At 42.6% G+C, this 15138-nt stretch carries 20 protein-coding genes; 14 read left to right on the top strand and 6 right to left on the bottom strand.

Going from position 1 to position 15138, the window contains the following annotated elements:
- The first annotated feature begins 190 nt into the window (after positions 1-190).
- From DXX3274_RS00560 to DXX3274_RS23250, 5 genes are all read left to right on the top strand, one after another.
- Positions 191-538: a hypothetical protein gene (locus DXX3274_RS00560; protein ID WP_152495204.1), complete on the top strand. Its 348-nt coding sequence runs from the start codon at positions 191-193 to the stop codon at positions 536-538.
- On the top strand, positions 519-1229 hold the full coding sequence (stbB, locus tag DXX3274_RS00555; protein ID WP_042857971.1) for a StbB family protein: 711 nt from the start codon (positions 519-521) through the stop codon (positions 1227-1229). The genes DXX3274_RS00560 and stbB overlap by 20 nt, the downstream gene beginning before the upstream one ends.
- On the top strand, positions 1222-1389 hold the full coding sequence (locus DXX3274_RS23905; protein WP_193747022.1) for a hypothetical protein: 168 nt from the start codon (positions 1222-1224) through the stop codon (positions 1387-1389). The genes stbB and DXX3274_RS23905 overlap by 8 nt, the downstream gene beginning before the upstream one ends.
- Before the next feature lie 184 nt (positions 1390-1573).
- On the top strand, positions 1574-1714 hold the full coding sequence (locus DXX3274_RS23900) for a hypothetical protein (protein WP_193747021.1): 141 nt from the start codon (positions 1574-1576) through the stop codon (positions 1712-1714).
- Between the two features lie 245 nt (positions 1715-1959).
- The gene (locus DXX3274_RS23250) at positions 1960-2454 is read left to right on the top strand and encodes a hypothetical protein (protein ID WP_202960821.1); all 495 of its coding nucleotides are present in this window, start codon (positions 1960-1962) and stop codon (positions 2452-2454) included.
- Positions 2455-2959: 505 nt separating this feature from the next.
- Here DXX3274_RS23250 and DXX3274_RS00545 read toward each other — a convergent pair.
- The 6 genes from DXX3274_RS00545 to DXX3274_RS00525 form a co-directional block, all read right to left on the bottom strand.
- Positions 2960-3487, bottom strand: a complete 528-nt coding sequence (locus tag DXX3274_RS00545; protein ID WP_042857968.1) for a hypothetical protein — start codon at positions 3485-3487, stop codon at positions 2960-2962.
- Between the two features lie 330 nt (positions 3488-3817).
- Positions 3818-4390, bottom strand: a complete 573-nt coding sequence (locus DXX3274_RS23245) for a hypothetical protein (RefSeq protein ID WP_042857967.1) — start codon at positions 4388-4390, stop codon at positions 3818-3820.
- A 13-nt stretch (positions 4391-4403) separates the two neighbouring features.
- Complete coding sequence (locus DXX3274_RS22360; RefSeq protein WP_050569770.1) at positions 4404-6077, bottom strand: KorB domain-containing protein; 1674 nt, start codon at positions 6075-6077, stop codon at positions 4404-4406.
- A 1-nt stretch (position 6078) separates the two neighbouring features.
- On the bottom strand, positions 6079-6936 hold the full coding sequence (locus tag DXX3274_RS00530; protein ID WP_042857966.1) for a ParA family protein: 858 nt from the start codon (positions 6934-6936) through the stop codon (positions 6079-6081).
- A gap of 263 nt (positions 6937-7199) precedes the next feature.
- Positions 7200-8453, bottom strand: coding sequence for a hypothetical protein (locus tag DXX3274_RS23565; RefSeq protein WP_152495203.1), 1254 nt, complete (start codon positions 8451-8453; stop codon positions 7200-7202).
- A 331-nt stretch (positions 8454-8784) separates the two neighbouring features.
- The gene (locus DXX3274_RS00525) at positions 8785-9054 is read right to left on the bottom strand and encodes a hypothetical protein (protein ID WP_042857965.1); all 270 of its coding nucleotides are present in this window, start codon (positions 9052-9054) and stop codon (positions 8785-8787) included.
- A gap of 150 nt (positions 9055-9204) precedes the next feature.
- On the opposite strand from DXX3274_RS00525, the gene DXX3274_RS23560 reads away from it, so the two are divergent.
- From DXX3274_RS23560 to DXX3274_RS24105, 9 genes are all read left to right on the top strand, one after another.
- Positions 9205-9519, top strand: coding sequence for a hypothetical protein (locus DXX3274_RS23560; protein WP_152495202.1), 315 nt, complete (start codon positions 9205-9207; stop codon positions 9517-9519).
- Between the two features lie 68 nt (positions 9520-9587).
- Positions 9588-9920: a hypothetical protein gene (locus tag DXX3274_RS00520; RefSeq protein WP_042857964.1), complete on the top strand. Its 333-nt coding sequence runs from the start codon at positions 9588-9590 to the stop codon at positions 9918-9920.
- 1012 nt (positions 9921-10932) lie between these two features.
- Positions 10933-11784, top strand: coding sequence for a DsbC family protein (locus DXX3274_RS00510; RefSeq protein WP_042857961.1), 852 nt, complete (start codon positions 10933-10935; stop codon positions 11782-11784).
- A gap of 9 nt (positions 11785-11793) precedes the next feature.
- Positions 11794-12156, top strand: coding sequence for a hypothetical protein (locus tag DXX3274_RS00505; RefSeq protein WP_042857959.1), 363 nt, complete (start codon positions 11794-11796; stop codon positions 12154-12156).
- Between the two features lie 16 nt (positions 12157-12172).
- A complete protein-coding gene (locus DXX3274_RS00500; RefSeq protein WP_050569768.1) occupies positions 12173-12457 on the top strand; it encodes a hypothetical protein in 285 nt (94 codons plus the stop codon).
- A 12-nt stretch (positions 12458-12469) separates the two neighbouring features.
- Positions 12470-13087 carry a TraE/TraK family type IV conjugative transfer system protein gene (locus DXX3274_RS00495; RefSeq protein WP_042857958.1) on the top strand — a complete coding sequence of 206 codons (618 nt, stop codon included), beginning with the start codon at positions 12470-12472 and terminating at the stop codon, positions 13085-13087.
- Between the two features lie 11 nt (positions 13088-13098).
- Positions 13099-13860, top strand: coding sequence for a type-F conjugative transfer system secretin TraK (locus DXX3274_RS00490; RefSeq protein ID WP_042857957.1), 762 nt, complete (start codon positions 13099-13101; stop codon positions 13858-13860).
- 1 nt (position 13861) lies between these two features.
- A complete protein-coding gene (locus tag DXX3274_RS24110) occupies positions 13862-14533 on the top strand; it encodes a hypothetical protein (RefSeq protein ID WP_050569767.1) in 672 nt (223 codons plus the stop codon).
- Entirely contained in the window at positions 14527-15135 is a 609-nt protein-coding gene (locus tag DXX3274_RS24105; protein ID WP_050569766.1) for a TraB/VirB10 family protein, read from the top strand. Before DXX3274_RS24110 ends, DXX3274_RS24105 begins: the two co-directional genes overlap by 7 nt.
- Positions 15136-15138 lie beyond the last annotated feature (3 nt).

Below are 15138 nucleotides of genomic sequence, written 5' to 3'. Positions count from 1 at the left end.
CTCTCTATTTGATTTTACAACGCCATTTTACATACTATAGTATGCATTGGCAATTTTTTTTATTTCACTGATTTTCACTAAATGCCTTGACAATTCCACTAATTTTCATTAAATTTCACTAAACGCCGATTGATTGCACTGTTTTTCACTAAGTTGTATTATGTGGTCGGTTGGCTAAAAATGTGAGGTCATGATGTCTGACTGGAGAAAATCACCGCGTCGAGGTAAAAGCTCGTTCATGCCGTTCTTGCAGGAAATAAAAGAGAGACTTGCAAGAGGGGAAACAAAGAGAATGATCTTCGATAATTACGCTGATGCACTGAGTATCAGTTATACGCAATTTACGCGATATGTAAAAACGTATTGCGAGGAAAAAAAAGGAAATGACTCAATAGAAAAGACAAAAGAAATCAATAGAAAAGTAGAGAGTGTAGAGAAAATCAGGATATCTAATCCTGCTGACCTGAAGGCATTCAGGTCAAAAATTATTAATCTGGAAGAGTTAACTGGAGATAGTGATGAAAGTCGTAATCCTTAACTACTGCGGCACTGTCGGTAAAACGACACTGGCCGCCCATGTCTTTGCTCCTCGAATGATGGCTCCAGTGTACGCTATCGAATCAATTAATGAAACTGCCCAAGGCTTGGGCATCGATGTTGAAAAGATGACTTCGGATAAATTCCGTGGACTACTTCGGAAAATAATGATCGATGATGATGCTATCATCGATGTGGGAGCATCGAATATAGAGATGTTCATGTCTAATATGGTTAAGTTTTCAGACTCCCATGAGGAGTTTGATCTGTTTGTTATCCCTGTTACACCGGGAACGAAAGAACAGAAAGAGTCAATTATCATGCTGGGGACATTATCCAGTATGGGTATACCTCCAGAAAAGATTAAGGTTGTATTTAATCGAGTTAACAGTGATGTTAGCGAAGAATTTGCATACATATTAGGTATGCATAAAAAGGATAAGAGCTTTACCCTTAACACCCAATGCGCCGTATTTGAGAATGAAATATTCGACGCGTTAACGGTTAAGGGGCTGACCGTTGATGCTATTTTGTCCGACTCAACGGACTATAAAGCCTTACTTAAAAATAAGGACGCCCCCAAAAAAGACCGGGAGTATTGGGCTGATATGTATGGCCTAAAATCCCTTGCGAAAGGGGTCAAGAAGAATCTTGATGTTGTTTTTGAAAACCTCGGGGTATCTCATGGATGATATCCCGAGAACGGCAAGGGATGCATTGATAGCTGAGTTACTAGGTGACGTAGGTAAAATTGATGAGCTGATAAAACAGCTCCCAAATGAAATAAATAAATCAACAAAGGAGGTGACTGACTTTTTAGAGAAGGAAAAAAAATCAGAAAAAATTTTTTAAAACTATTGGTTGGGTTGACAATATTGTCAACCATTCTAATGGTTGGAACTTGGATTGGTGTCTACTCAGCAATGAAGGGGATTTTTTTCCCTTCATAAAAGAAGGGGGGGGGTCGCCCCCCCCTCGTTCACATCGATAGCGCTGCCACGTTATCAATGTCCGCACATACCATGAGGAAAATAGCATGAAGCAAGATATTGTCTCATTTGCTAGGCATGTAGTAAAGCGCGTCCGTAAGGGGAAGCGAGTGAAGATCCCTTGTATGAATGGTGCTGAATTAAAAAATTTTTTGATAACTCTTGAAAGAGTTCATGGCTATCAATAACAATTAATCTTACCCTGGTTAATCAGGGTAAGATATTTTGGATGACACAAATTAATGAAATATAAGATACTTGACGTTGACAATAATAAATACTGGAGTCATAAGGAAAACAATAAAATAGAACTTACCGATGATGAGAATTCAGCCTCGGAATTTTTATTCATTGAATTCTGTAATATTTTTTATAATGAAAAAATGGATGGAAGATATTTAAAATTAATTCCGATAAAATAGAGAAACTTCAAATGCCTAAGTTTTACTATCAAATAAAAGGTAATGCAAGATCAGCCTTTACTGATGCGGTAGAATGGGTTTGGCCTCCGATATATAGTGGGTTAGTGGTAGCTCCAGACAGAAAAAGCGCCAAAGTTAATATAGAGGAGGAATATGGTCGTCAATTCCCAACTCGTGTACTAAAGAAAGATATTGAGCAACATCATTATTTGCTACATATCAGAGAAGTTGAATCAGATAACGATTTTATTCTTCGGCGATTCAATAAGACAGTCTGTAAGGAGTGTGGTGGTGTATTTACTCTTATTGATAAATACAATGACCCACATGCAGACTACAAAGGTGGTGACTACTGTTCGGCCAGATGTGCCCAAAATGGCAGGCAGCGAGATATAGTGGAATCCTCAGTCATTACAAAAGGACAGTTGCCAGCCGTCATTTATCAGATAAAACAGAAGTCTCGGTTCTTGAAATTATTACAGTGCCAGATAACATTTCCAGTATAGATAGGACTGCTTACATCACTTGTAGAGAGCATTACTGGATAATGGAGTTAAACTCAGTTACTGACGGATTTAATACAGTAACACCTTCCGGTTTTTAGCATGCTGTTACAGGAAGTAGCTTTACGCGCCTCATAGCCCCTCCCCGCTCCGTTTCTGACATTACGGCAGTAACCACCAAGAGGTCGCATAGCGACCTTTTCTGCATCTGATTTAGATGCCATTTCCCTTATGGTCCTTCTTGTGGCTAGAGGGGCAACCCCTCTGATTAATTTCAAATGTGTCAACCGTTGAAGGCCGACACAAAAATGAAGAGGGTATGTTGTTAATTATTACTTCTATTACTGAAATATCACGCCGTTATAATTAAGCCATTCTAATTTAAACTGGGTGACGAGAAGATCTTTCCCTGGTGAAGCCTATAAAATATAAAGAAAATAATTTAAACTCGAATTTTTTTCATAAGTATTGTTTAGCTTTTTGCCATTGATTTTGTGCATGCACAAAATTACTTTTCTACTGAAATTGTTAGAGTTCTGTCCCGCATGTTTGTGCAACACTTGATAGATAGGTCACCAAATTGGTAACAAGTTATATATAGCCCCTGTCCCCGCTTTATTGATCTCATATTCCCTTTTTTATAACTGATAGGTGTTTCACTATCATCCATTACTCTATGTCGAGTAATGATTAAATCGACATAGATATTCTTCTTATCATCTAAAAAATGATCTACAACATCCTCAGTTATATCAATTAACTCAACATCTAATAGTGTATGCGGTTGCGTCGCCGCCTTCTGTATCCTTTCCGTACCTATTTTTTTTTCGACCTCAATCATCATCTCATCTAGCGCTTCGCAAGGTATGGCTCTTGCCGGTTGAAACGCTGACGTCAATGTGTGTAAAAACACACTGGATGATCTGTCAAAAAGATCAGATATTTGATCAACCACTTGGCCCAGGTAAACCGTTCGGAACTTGCCTTTGAACGAGTTTATCGAGTAAACTTGCTTTCTCCATTTATCACTACTCATGTATAACTCCATTGAATTGATTACGAACAGGCTCTAAAATAATTGGAACCTAATTTTATTTTATTAATTAATAATGAATGAAACAAGATTATGAATAAAAAAAAGAAAGAATAGAAAAATTAAAATACGTTCCATTGCCAGTCATGTGCCATATTGATGATCGACTTTTTATTGCTGAGTTGTTATATGAAATAAATGAGAGATATAGACAAGAGGTAGCTTGGTTATACTCCCACAATTTTATACATCATATGTATAAAGAATCTGATGTAGCCAAGTTACAGAGAATAGGCGTAGCCCGCCGCAAGAGCAACACTTGGCTACGTTCCGTTATTGACGGTATAAAAAGGAATTGTCCTGATTAACTAGTACAACGTTGTTAAGTACCATTTTTGATAAAGATTCTACAACAGGCTCTTTTTTTATTTTTAATATCTTACAAAGATCATTAATGTTGAAATCTCTCTGATATGTTTTCATCAGTGTGAGAATTTTTCCATAGACATCTTTCCCTTTAAATTCAGATAAAAAGCATCGATATGTGTTGGCCTCTCTTAACCAGTCAGGGCCACTGACCCTATATTCACCAGTTAATGGGTAATCGCCACCATATGTATAGGCCCACCATGCCCATCCTTTTTCACTATCCGGGGTATAACCCGAATTGGCAAGGAAGGTCCACATCGTTCTCATTGCCCAGAAGGGGAGCGGGTGTTTCTTCTTACCCCATGCCATTAATGTATTGCCGTAAACAGTATTTTTTGTACTCCTATAGCCGTAACTAAAAGCCAACTCCGCCAATAAATAAGCGGCCTCTTTCCTTTTTACTGCCGAAACATCATTTAAATAGTCAAGAAAAATAAAGACCGTGTTGCCACGGTCTTTAATGAAGATTGGATACATATGTATATATGCTCTAATAATCTAAGGAAATATAACCAGTGGGCTTAAACTCACTAGCCAGCACCTCGTTGACAGACTTCATATCAGCAGGATCAGCTACACACAGAAACCCCTCTTTTGAAGGCTGTTTTAACAAAACAACCAGTTTTTTCCCTTGTGCATCGCCCACAATATATAATTTTCTTTTTTGTGTTTTCACTGTCCTCAGACGATCCAAGTCAAGATCGACTGCGATACGTAAAAACTCAGCAGTTTTTAACTCGTCCTTATCTAAGCTGTCAGCATTGCTATCTATTAGCCCTACCAGCCTATCTAGCCGTTCTAGTGCTGCGATTTGAGCAGCAGCCTCACTTTCATATACATCCTCGTTAGAGAGGATGGCCTCTTCATTTATTCCATGTTCAAATGTGGTCTCGGCTGCTGAGATCCACTGTCCACTTTTTATCTGCATCCAATATATGTATGCAGCACCGTTCTTCAGAAGAACGACCTCTTTTTGTTGTGCATGCACAACATCGTAACGTATCGTGCCAGTGGCCTGTTCGTTACTGCCCGACGTCGTGCCGGTGCCAGTGGCCTGTTCGTTACTGCCCGACGTCGTGCCGGTGCCAGTGGCCTGTTCGTTACTGCCCGACGTCGTGCCGGTGCCAGTGGCCTGTTCGTTACTGCCCGACGTCGTGCCGGTGCCGGTGGCCTGTTCGTTGCTGCCAGGCGTCGTGCCGGTGGCCTGTTCGTTACTGCCCGGCGTCGTGCCGGTGGCCTGTTCGTTGCTGCCCGGCGTCGTGCCGGTGGTCTGTTCGTTGCTGCCCGGCGTCGTGCCGGTGGTCTGTTCGTTGCTGCCAGGCGTCGTGCCGGTGGCCTGTTCGTTACTGCCCGGCGTCGTGCCGGTGGCCTGTTCGTTGCTGCCCGACGTCGTGCCAGTGGCCTGTTCGTTGCTGCCCGACGTCGTGCCAGCTTCAGGAAGTCTCAGGTTATCTAATACCCATTTGGCGCTATGGCGTGTTATTACGCCAGTTTTAACGAATTGCTTACATAATTCAGGATCTTTCTTATCTATTTTCACCAGATAAGAAAGAGTCCAGGGATCAGTTGTTATTTCATTAATATAAACGTCTCTCAGATAATTTGGCATTTCTGCCAACTCAATCACTCTGGAAACCCAAGCGTTGGTTTTTCCAAGTGATTTAGCCAGCTGACTTTGAGTTAATTTTTCTCCTTCAAGTTCAGCTAAATGAATTGATTTTTTCATCCATGCCGCAGTATCTAACAGCGACATATTATCTCTAGCTATATTATTTTTGCCTTTCTCATAATATATTTGACTCATACTACGACGGGAGAACCCCTCATCGACCAGCGCTTTTAACTTAAACGCTGGATTTTCTTTTTTAGCAATGAGAGCTGCACGGAGTCGGCTCTCGCCATGCAGGATTGCATATTTACCATCTTGATTCCGGGGAGCAACCCAGATTGGTTCACGCTGCCCTACTGAATCATGGATGAACTCGTGAGCCCATTGCTCAATGAGTTCCTGATTAAAGGTCTTCCGTGGATTGTCTTCGGAATAGCAATCATCAGGGTCTACCAGTATGACCATACCTGCATTAGCAACACTATTAGCGCTGGCCGAGGCTGCTATCGTTGCCATACTGCCAACGTTAAGTTTTCTGAATTTATCACCAGCCATATTACGCCCCTACTTCCATTAATACATTTTCCAACACCGCCCTAATATTTTTGGCAGCGAGTCTGGAGTTACCATCGTCAAACGACCAGACAGGTTTTCCCATATCAATCGCTTGAGCCAATGGTTCTCTGTCTTGTATATGTGGAGACAATTTAATACCGGACCGCTTCAATTCATCCAGGTAGTATTGATTCCTACTCCTTCTTGAATTGAACTTGTTCGGTACAATTAAATACTTAGGAGTCAACATATTGACTCCTGGGTTTCTCTCATTAATATTAGAAATCAATGAATTACAGATGCCAATGGCATCACTAACAGCTTCAAGTGACAATGCACTCATTTCGGTTACCAAAACCACGTTAGAAGCAGCAAGAAGCCCTGCCTGCTGCCTGTTCCCCGTGACGGGAGGCGTATCGATGATACCTATATCAAACTGGTATTCCTCCATTATTTCCTGAAGGTTGTTTAGGGGATTGACAACAATCCCCGACTCCATTGGAATGGTGTCGATGTCCTTCATTCCATGATCAGCCGGAAGAATGTAAATATTTTTCCAACCAGGAACCTTATAAATAGGCTTCTCTATCCCTTCGTCACGGAAGAGATCTGTTGCCGATGCAAATCCTGGTAGTTCAGGCAAAAGATTACCGAACATCAACTTACTAAGGTGTTTCTCGAAATCGACAATCAACACCTTCAACCCCAGTAGATCGGCCATCCACGCTTCATGAGCGGCCAATGTTGTTTTTCCAACACCACCCTTATCATTGGTGTTGCAGATTATTGGTCTTTTCTTTTTGATAAGCTCGACAATAATTTGAGCTAGGTCGTTCTTCTTGGGTTTACCCATCATCATTCTCCGGTTATGGCATATCACCCTAAAGTGGCCTTCTGTGGCGTAAATGGATATTACACTTAACTGTAATGCATGACAACAAGGAAATACCAAATCTATGAAAATTTGTATAGGAAAACACAAGCACAGGATAAATTTATGCATGCACAAAAAAAACAGCTAACTAACTCAGATACCTCAAGCAAGCTACCAGGCACACTCATTACAACGTACCTCAGTACAACACCAATTTGTGCATGCATAAAATCAAGACTACAACACGACTAAATACCCTCCGGGGGGGCGGATATACAAGAGGAGCGATTGACGCCCTCCCGGCAAAAAAAACGCTGCACTGTTCGCTGAGAAACACGAGCGACGGATGCTACAGCCGCAGTTGTAATAGACATAGCCCGGCGCGTTAGGCTATTTATCGCATTGATTATGGACGCACGTGTTTCATTTCGCCGACGGGTAGCTGTTTCGAATGCCGCGTTTGCCTGGCGCTTCTTTATCTCATCGGATGACAACCCGAGTGACACATTCCATGTCACTGTTGCCCCGGTCAGAAAATCAGGAATAGGAATACCCGCGCTTTTGAAATAGTCGCGCAAAGTTGATTTTTTGTATTTGTATGTGGTTTTCGATGCTGTGGATAAATATCGACTGAGCTCTTTTTCAGTTAGCCCAATATATTCAGCATTTATAGACCGGATCATACTCCACGATTTTTCGATTGACGTGACCCTGCGTAGGGCGACAAACGTTATAAACGCAATACTGTCACGCTGACCGTTAGGAATTGATCCGGTAGACCTTATGTAATTTACAAGGTGGAAATAAATACGCCCCCACCAGGAATTTATTGTATGCCTGGAAGAGGGTGGGAGAGACTCATCAGATTTCGATACTTTATTATTTTCAGAATCATTTGACTTAAATGAAACGACATTAACATTGACGGGAACACTTAATTTCTCAGCTAAATCATAGAAGTCATATTTGACATCATGCAGCCATACTTTTACACGATTACAGCTTCCTGAGTGTTTGGAACCAGGTATACGCAAAAAACGAGATATATCATGTGATGCACCAAAATCTACATGCCATAGTTCATTTCCGATAAGAGCCTGACTCAGCGTTTCGGATATGAGTTTCCATATTCGCTGCTGGCTGGGATAGGCATCAACTACACCGTCATAAACCCAATATAGATGTAGCCCACCAGACCCTGATTCAATAACAGCGCTTGGTAATGGTAGATTTTTTTTTGATATTTGACTGAACACATCGCTAATAACCGATTGGCGTTCAGTGTCATTTAGTATTTTCTGCGTGTCTATCTCAATATAGTTTGCACACAACCCGGCAGTCATGCGGGCATTCCGCCAATCGAAAAACAGGTTGGGTGTATAATACAGATCGGTGTCTGTATTTGCGGCCAGATAGAATTCAGATAGCGTTGATACGGTCCGACGTGGTCGAGTTGGGGAACCTATGGCACTAAACAAGCCACTTCGGTCATCACTCGGCATTCGCCAGAGCCATCGACAGTAACGATCAGGATGCACCCCCCCCAGGGCGTCAAAAAATGCCCCTGGCGATGCCTGGTGATACAAATTACTATCACTTTTCAGTGGGTTAGCAGTGCTTACCATGATCCCGCATACGCAGAAAGTTTGAAAAATGGCATGCACCACTATTGGCTTTTCACCAAATTTGGCTATAATAAAACCGTAGCCCCTATTCTGTGCCGTCGCCAAACAGAGCAGAATTGGAGTTAGTTAAGTTTTATTGTGTCTTGCGCGGTGCAGCCCGCCTATTTCTAGCCCACCGGCGTCAACCGGTGGGCTTAGTTTTTCTATGTCATGCTAAATACTCCAGTCCTGATGGCAGCCGCTTGGCTATGTAAGTCTTAGCTGATTCTTTTGATGCGAATCGCCTGGTTCCGATCCGCGATTTATCGCTGTAGCCGTTAGTAAGCAATTTTGCTTCATCTCCCACTTTAGTGCGGAAATGAATCTCCCACGGCTTTGAGTCTTCTTTCTCTGCTGAAGGAACTATCCGCATTCCTACTACAAACCCTTCTTTCAGCAAAATATTTGCGGTTTGCAGTGACCAGCCAAAATGCTGCATATAGCCTCCAGCTATTATTGCCTGTTGATTTTATATTTTATGGCGTCACTATAACATAGTCAGTAAAAAATACATATTTAAGGATCGCGCTATCGAAAAGGGGGATCTATGACAAGATCGTCTGGTAAGCTCGGGGGTGGCGTTCGAACTATGAACCATGTAACTCTAGAGAATTTTAGCCCCTGCGTCGCTCGTAACATGCGGTTGCTGGCCCGCTCTCGTAATATGGCTCTATATGAGTTACAAAACAACGTCATAGGAGATTTTTTGGCTGAAAATTCAAGTGAAAAAATCGACTATGAAGTGTCATGCTCGACAGAGAAAAACCGTTATAATGCCTTTGTCGATGATCACGTTCTTACGATGATCAGACATCGTAGTAGCATGGATCGTCGAACAAATGCGGATGTTGTTCTGGCGGCTCTCGTGTCGTTCGCTCGGCGCCACGGTTTGGATTCAGATTAAATCTGAGTGAATCCGCTCTATGGAGTACAGATATACGGACATGGGTATGAGTATATGGAGCACATATTATGGGGACGGATAAAAACAAACATCTTAGATCTTTCAGAATTAAGATAGATGGGCCAATCCAGCAGCGTCTGCAACAAGAATTATCTGATGCAGATATGGGTAAGCAAGAGCTGATTGGTCTGGCTTGCGATTGGTTTGTGGAAAAAAGGGTCACAGGTGTGTTGCCTCCCCGTTATTTTGTTAGCCCACATGACAGTCAGTACGAATGTCTGTGGCTGAGAGAAGAAACAGCTAAGAGGCTACACGATATTGCCTCTAGCGACGGAACAAAAGCATCCCGAGTGCTTTACACCGCGCTGGCTCGTTATATAGAGAACCTAGATAAAAAATGATCCAGGATCTCTGATGATCAAAACCCGATCATGTGTATGATCGGGTTTTTTTTATCCCCTCTCGCTAGGTGATATTAAATACTCTAGATTTATAAATCAACATTTGCCATAAAATACTTTACCGGTATACCATTCCATTCATTCTAGTGATGAAAATTGCCATCACTAAAATGTTTCTTCATCTTCTGGCTGCTTCATTTCAATTAACAGCTTCGCTGCCGACACAATCATTCAATGACGGGGTAGTGAGTTCATTATTGTTGACAAGCAGACGGCCCAAAAAATCATTTCGATGAGATGAATAAATACTGACTCAACTGGAGCGCGAAAATGCAAACTAAACGACTGAGGTATTTGGCTCTTACCGCTGCTGCTGTATTCGTACAGTCTGGTTTTGTGCATGCACAAAATACCAGTTCTGATTGATGCGGCTATGCCGCAGGCCGTAGTACAGGCTAAATAGGATCGCTTGGATCTCAAATCGGTTATTACCATCGGGAATGCTAATGCTCCAGATCACTGACCCAGACTGCCCTTATTGCCGGGAATGGCATAAATAGATTAAGGAAGAGAGTTTGGAGCCGATGGAACTCCCAGCTTTATTTTCAAAAAACCAGACGGTTCGATTGATTTATCCCCTCGTTCACATGGTGATCTAAATTTATAAATCAGTATTTGCAATAAAATACTTACCCAGTGTACCATTCATTTCGGTAATACAAATTACTATAACCGGAATGTTTCGTCATGCGGATATTAATCCTTCTTCTTAGTAGCTTCATTTCAATTAACAGCTCCGCTGCCGACACAATCATTCAACGGCGGGGCGGTGAGTTCATTATTGTTGACCAGCAAACGGCCCAACAAATCTTTTCACTGAATAAAGTGGGGATGATTACTATCCCTGCTTTTTCAGATCAGATTCAACAACCCCCTCCCCATTCGATTAAACGGGTCACTACACGGAAATCAAAAGTGATTGACTCAATTTTTATTAGATTGGAGCGCGAAAATGCAAACTAACCTACTGAAGTCTTTGGCGCTTGCCGCTGCTGTATTCGTACAGTCTGGTTTTGTGCATGCACAAAATACCAGTTCTGATACAGCCGCAGTTAGCACAGCTGATGCTGCTGTGCAGCAGGCTCAGGATAAATTTAAGGCCACATTCACCAACATGAACGTGTCGGACTTTCGACCGTCGCCAGTGCCAGGCGTGTACGAGATACACACCAATGGCAACATATTATATTTTGCCCCGCCTTTCGGAGAGAATCCTAAAGGCGTAATCATCTTCGGGGAGATGTACGACGCAAACGGGAATAATTTGACCCAGGCGGCAAAGGTGTCTGCACTAAAAGCTAAGTGGGATCGTTTGGATCTCAAATCGGCTATTACTATCGGTAATGCTAATGCCCCGGAATTCTGGGAAGTTACGGACCCCGACTGCCCTTATTGCCGGGAATGGCATAAATGGATTAAGGAATACGCCAAGCAACACCAGGTTAAACGAAATCTGATCTTCATGCTAAATCCAGGACATCCTGATGCTCCGCCGAAAATTGAGCATATCATTTGCTCTAAAGATAAAGAGTCAGCAATCAATGATATGTATGAGGGGAAAGACGTTAAATTAGTCTCATGCCCCGAGGCAAAAAGCGTTATTGAATATCACCAAAAACTGGTGAGAGAGTTCGGGGCCAATGGAACCCCAAGTTTTATTTTCAAAAATTCAGATGGTGCTCCTGAATTGATCGTGGGTTTTTCCCGCGAGAAAGTAATTGAAAAAATTTCGCTGTTAACAGCAGCAAAGAATGGTTCTGACACCACCGAGTCAAAACCGAAAGAAAAAACCACCAAAAAATAGGATATAAACATGCAACAATCCGTTCAGAACAGAGCGTTTATTTTTCTTTCTGCTATGACAGAAAAAATTTCGCTCCACATTAAATTATTCGCCCTTGCATTATTATCCATGCCCATTGCCGCTATGGCATGGAAATCTCCAACCAGTGGTAGCCTCGGTTATTTCCTCTATAAAGTTGGGGTCGTTGATATGGCTCAGGGTGCTCCTGGTTTTACCGGGGCAGTGCTATTAGCTATTTTGGCTATCGCACGATTGAATACATCCTGGATGCAATCTGGATTGTCATTGCTGGGATCTGCTGGCCTTTTCAACATTGAGGATATCGTAACCTCACTGGGTGCCACTATTGACACGTTAGGTTCATCAATTTAATCACTGGGAGATAGCCGTGGATTATGGTACTGAGTCAGGGGAGTTGTACATATATGCACAACTGCCTATCCAGATATTCTGGTTCGACAGAGACGAATGGAGTTTACTTGCATTCGCCTATATATCTGCAATGAATGTTGGCGGTATCGCATCATTCATTTCAGCATTCGCCGCCGCATCTATGGCTATCTCCTGGAAGAGATCTAAACCTCGTGGTTTTTTCAGTCAGACCTTATATCAATTCGGTCTGAGTTCATTTGACCTATATCCGGTCAATACGACGGATCGGTTTGATGAATAATAAGGCCTTTCTATGACACTTTTTAAAAATAAAAAAACAACGATTGCTCTTAATGATCAGCAAAGGGCAATAGCCGAAAAGAAAAAGGATAGGATTATCCTTTATATCATATTAGGTCTATGCGCCGTGAATTACTATAACAATAGTAAAGCACTGCAAAATAGCAGAATAGTCGTATCTCCGTTCGGTGCGGTTGACAGCGGCGACTACTGGGTTACAGCTGTAACTGCATCGGATGCATATGTTGGGCGAATGGCTCAACTTGTTCTCTCGTATTACAACATTGTCTCTCCATCAACCGTGGAGCGGTCCTATACCTCGTTACTGAGTATGACTCACCCACTACGCGCTGAAGCAATGCGACAAAAACTAGAAGAGAGAAAAAATAAGGTTAAAAACTTTACGACAGTAAGTTTCACTTCTGAAATCGTACCTGATAAGAGTATTTCAATCACCACAAATACTCGGGTCGATTATGACCATGCACGATTACCTGTTTTCAGAGCTGTAATAAACGTTACCAATAAAAAAATAATAGGTTCGATAGTAGAACAGCCTGAATCTTCTGTTTTGGTGATTGATTACGTCATAGAAAATGGGCGATGGTGGCTCATGGATATTAACGGATAATAGGAGTGAGTATGCGTTTTAAAGCGCTGGCTGTAATTATATTCTCTGTATATGTTGGAAATTCATCGGCAGAATCCGTACAGCGGGTTTTACCGGAAACATCAACAACAGTAACCTTATCAAACCGCGATGCCAACCGACTTGTTTGTGAGTCGGGTGAAGCGGTATCTCCCGTCTGGAGCACAGAAAAGCCGGTAGACGTAAAGATTGGAGCCGATCACAAATCGTTCTATGTAAAATTCAAAATCCTCAGAGGGGACTCCGGTACGGTTTATTACTCAGAGCCAACCGAGTTATATTTGACATGCGGAAATTCCACGTTTGAGCTAGTAATAAACCCGAAATATGAGGACCGGAAAAAGGTTCTTCTCGGTTCAGCGACTGCAAATAACATAAAAGAAAACCAGAAAGTGTTTTCTGGTTTGGCCCTTGAAGAAGCGGCATTGCAATTAACAGTAACGGTCTTAAAAGATGCGACCGAATCAGGCCCAGGATTGCCAGACACGTTCGCTCAGAAAAAATTCTCTGACGGTTGGACTCGGTTATCCAGTGTTCCTGTCGAATTTTCGAAGGTGCGCGAAATCAGTGTGGAGGGGGTTGGATTACGCGCTACGCAGTATTCCATACGCGCATTACGCGCTGTAACTCTAGATGAAAAGATGTTCCTCTCAACTTATTTTGGCCGAAATATCTTCGCAATGACTCTGGAGTCTTTGGCCCTTGCCGCCGGAGAAACCTCGGCGTTAGTTGTTATAGAACGAGAAGGGATGTGATATGAAAATCAACGCTAGTATTGATGAATTAAAAAAGTGGTACTACACACGCTCATCCGAACAAAGACACCGAATAGTAAAGTTCGGCGTATTGGCCGCTGCCCTGTTGCTCATTAGTGGGTATTACCACTTTTCTGGACGAGCCGATAAAAAAGAGGCTCGACAACCAGAACCGGTAACAACGAAAGTACAGTCACCCATTGATGACCCGAAATTGTTAAAGGGCGATATCGTAACATCACTCCAGCAGGATCGTGAAAAAATACGCGAGGACGTTCTGACCGATTTATCGACCAGAATTAAAAACGGGGAGCTTTCGTTGACAGCTAAACCCCCAACAGATCTAAGTAATAACGAGGTAAATATTAATTCAAACGCTGGCTCAAACCCTGCGGCCTCAAGTCCTCAAACTATGGGGCTAAATGGGGCCGCTAATGCTAATACAGGATATCCCAAAGAGTTTTCATATCCTGCACCGCTGACATCATCTATTCCTGCTGATGACCGTCAGAGAAATGGAAATGAGAAAAAAGAACTACAACAACCTACGTGGGTTGGGGGCATAAATATGGATACATCAGCAGGTCAACCTAAGCTGGCTGATGATGATAACAAAAAAAAAACCAGCAACAGATCCAACTTCCTCCTGGTTTTACTAAAGCGTACTTGCTAGTCGGCATCAACGCCCTAACAGGGCAATACGGTGCTGACAATCCTCAAACCCTGATGTTTAGGGTTCAGGCCCCCGTACAGTTGCCGAACTTTATCAAAATGAACCTCGCCGGGTGTTTTACAGTGGCAAATGCCACCGGTAATTTATCGATGGAGCGTATTATAGTATTACCTATCTCCATTCACTGCATCACGCGGGATAAGCGATATCTGGTTGAAGGGAACGTAAAAGGATTTGTTTCTGATGCCGATGGTAAGCGGGATATGTCGGCGATGGTCGTTTCTCGTGCAGGCCAGTTACTCGCCTCTGCCGTTTTAGCAAAGACCCTGGAAGGCTTTGCGAATGTGGCGAGCAGCCAGGGCGTATCTCAGAATGTTTCTGCCCTCGGTTCTGTTAATACCATTCCGAACGACAAAATGGCACGGACCGCTACGTTGTCGGGCGTGGGCGGAGGATTGAATGAAGCGGGGAAATATCTACTCGATCTCGCCAAGCAGACCGCACCGGCTCTTGAAACCGGTTCAGGAAAAGAGGTGATGCTGTTCATCCAGGAAACAGCAACACTGACCATCAAAGAATTAAGAATGAATAACAATCAATAACGG

Source organism: Dickeya sp. NCPPB 3274, assembly GCF_000406205.1.
Lineage (GTDB): Bacteria > Pseudomonadota > Gammaproteobacteria > Enterobacterales > Enterobacteriaceae > Dickeya > Dickeya fangzhongdai.
Note: the sequence above shows the minus strand (reverse complement) of the source record. Positions and strands in the feature narration are given on the sequence as shown.

Excerpts from the sequence above, each read along its gene's own strand:
- DXX3274_RS00560 (WP_152495204.1), top strand. The coding sequence starts at position 191 with ATGATGTCTGACTGGAGAAAATCACCGCGTCGAGGTAAAAGCTCGTTC.
- stbB (WP_042857971.1), top strand. The coding sequence starts at position 519 with ATGAAAGTCGTAATCCTTAACTACTGCGGCACTGTCGGTAAAACGACA.
- DXX3274_RS23905 (WP_193747022.1), top strand. The coding sequence starts at position 1,222 with ATGGATGATATCCCGAGAACGGCAAGGGATGCATTGATAGCTGAGTTA.
- DXX3274_RS23900 (WP_193747021.1), top strand. The coding sequence starts at position 1,574 with ATGAAGCAAGATATTGTCTCATTTGCTAGGCATGTAGTAAAGCGCGTC.
- DXX3274_RS23250 (WP_202960821.1), top strand. The coding sequence starts at position 1,960 with ATGCCTAAGTTTTACTATCAAATAAAAGGTAATGCAAGATCAGCCTTT.
- DXX3274_RS00545 (WP_042857968.1), bottom strand. The coding sequence starts at position 3,487 with ATGAGTAGTGATAAATGGAGAAAGCAAGTTTACTCGATAAACTCGTTC.
- DXX3274_RS23245 (WP_042857967.1), bottom strand. The coding sequence starts at position 4,390 with ATGTATCCAATCTTCATTAAAGACCGTGGCAACACGGTCTTTATTTTT.
- DXX3274_RS22360 (WP_050569770.1), bottom strand. The coding sequence starts at position 6,077 with ATGGCTGGTGATAAATTCAGAAAACTTAACGTTGGCAGTATGGCAACG.
- DXX3274_RS00530 (WP_042857966.1), bottom strand. The coding sequence starts at position 6,936 with ATGATGATGGGTAAACCCAAGAAGAACGACCTAGCTCAAATTATTGTC.
- DXX3274_RS23565 (WP_152495203.1), bottom strand. The coding sequence starts at position 8,453 with ATGCCGAGTGATGACCGAAGTGGCTTGTTTAGTGCCATAGGTTCCCCA.
- DXX3274_RS00525 (WP_042857965.1), bottom strand. The coding sequence starts at position 9,054 with ATGCAGCATTTTGGCTGGTCACTGCAAACCGCAAATATTTTGCTGAAA.
- DXX3274_RS23560 (WP_152495202.1), top strand. The coding sequence starts at position 9,205 with ATGAACCATGTAACTCTAGAGAATTTTAGCCCCTGCGTCGCTCGTAAC.
- DXX3274_RS00520 (WP_042857964.1), top strand. The coding sequence starts at position 9,588 with ATGGGGACGGATAAAAACAAACATCTTAGATCTTTCAGAATTAAGATA.
- DXX3274_RS00510 (WP_042857961.1), top strand. The coding sequence starts at position 10,933 with ATGCAAACTAACCTACTGAAGTCTTTGGCGCTTGCCGCTGCTGTATTC.
- DXX3274_RS00505 (WP_042857959.1), top strand. The coding sequence starts at position 11,794 with ATGCAACAATCCGTTCAGAACAGAGCGTTTATTTTTCTTTCTGCTATG.
- DXX3274_RS00495 (WP_042857958.1), top strand. The coding sequence starts at position 12,470 with ATGACACTTTTTAAAAATAAAAAAACAACGATTGCTCTTAATGATCAG.
- DXX3274_RS00490 (WP_042857957.1), top strand. The coding sequence starts at position 13,099 with ATGCGTTTTAAAGCGCTGGCTGTAATTATATTCTCTGTATATGTTGGA.
- DXX3274_RS24110 (WP_050569767.1), top strand. The coding sequence starts at position 13,862 with ATGAAAATCAACGCTAGTATTGATGAATTAAAAAAGTGGTACTACACA.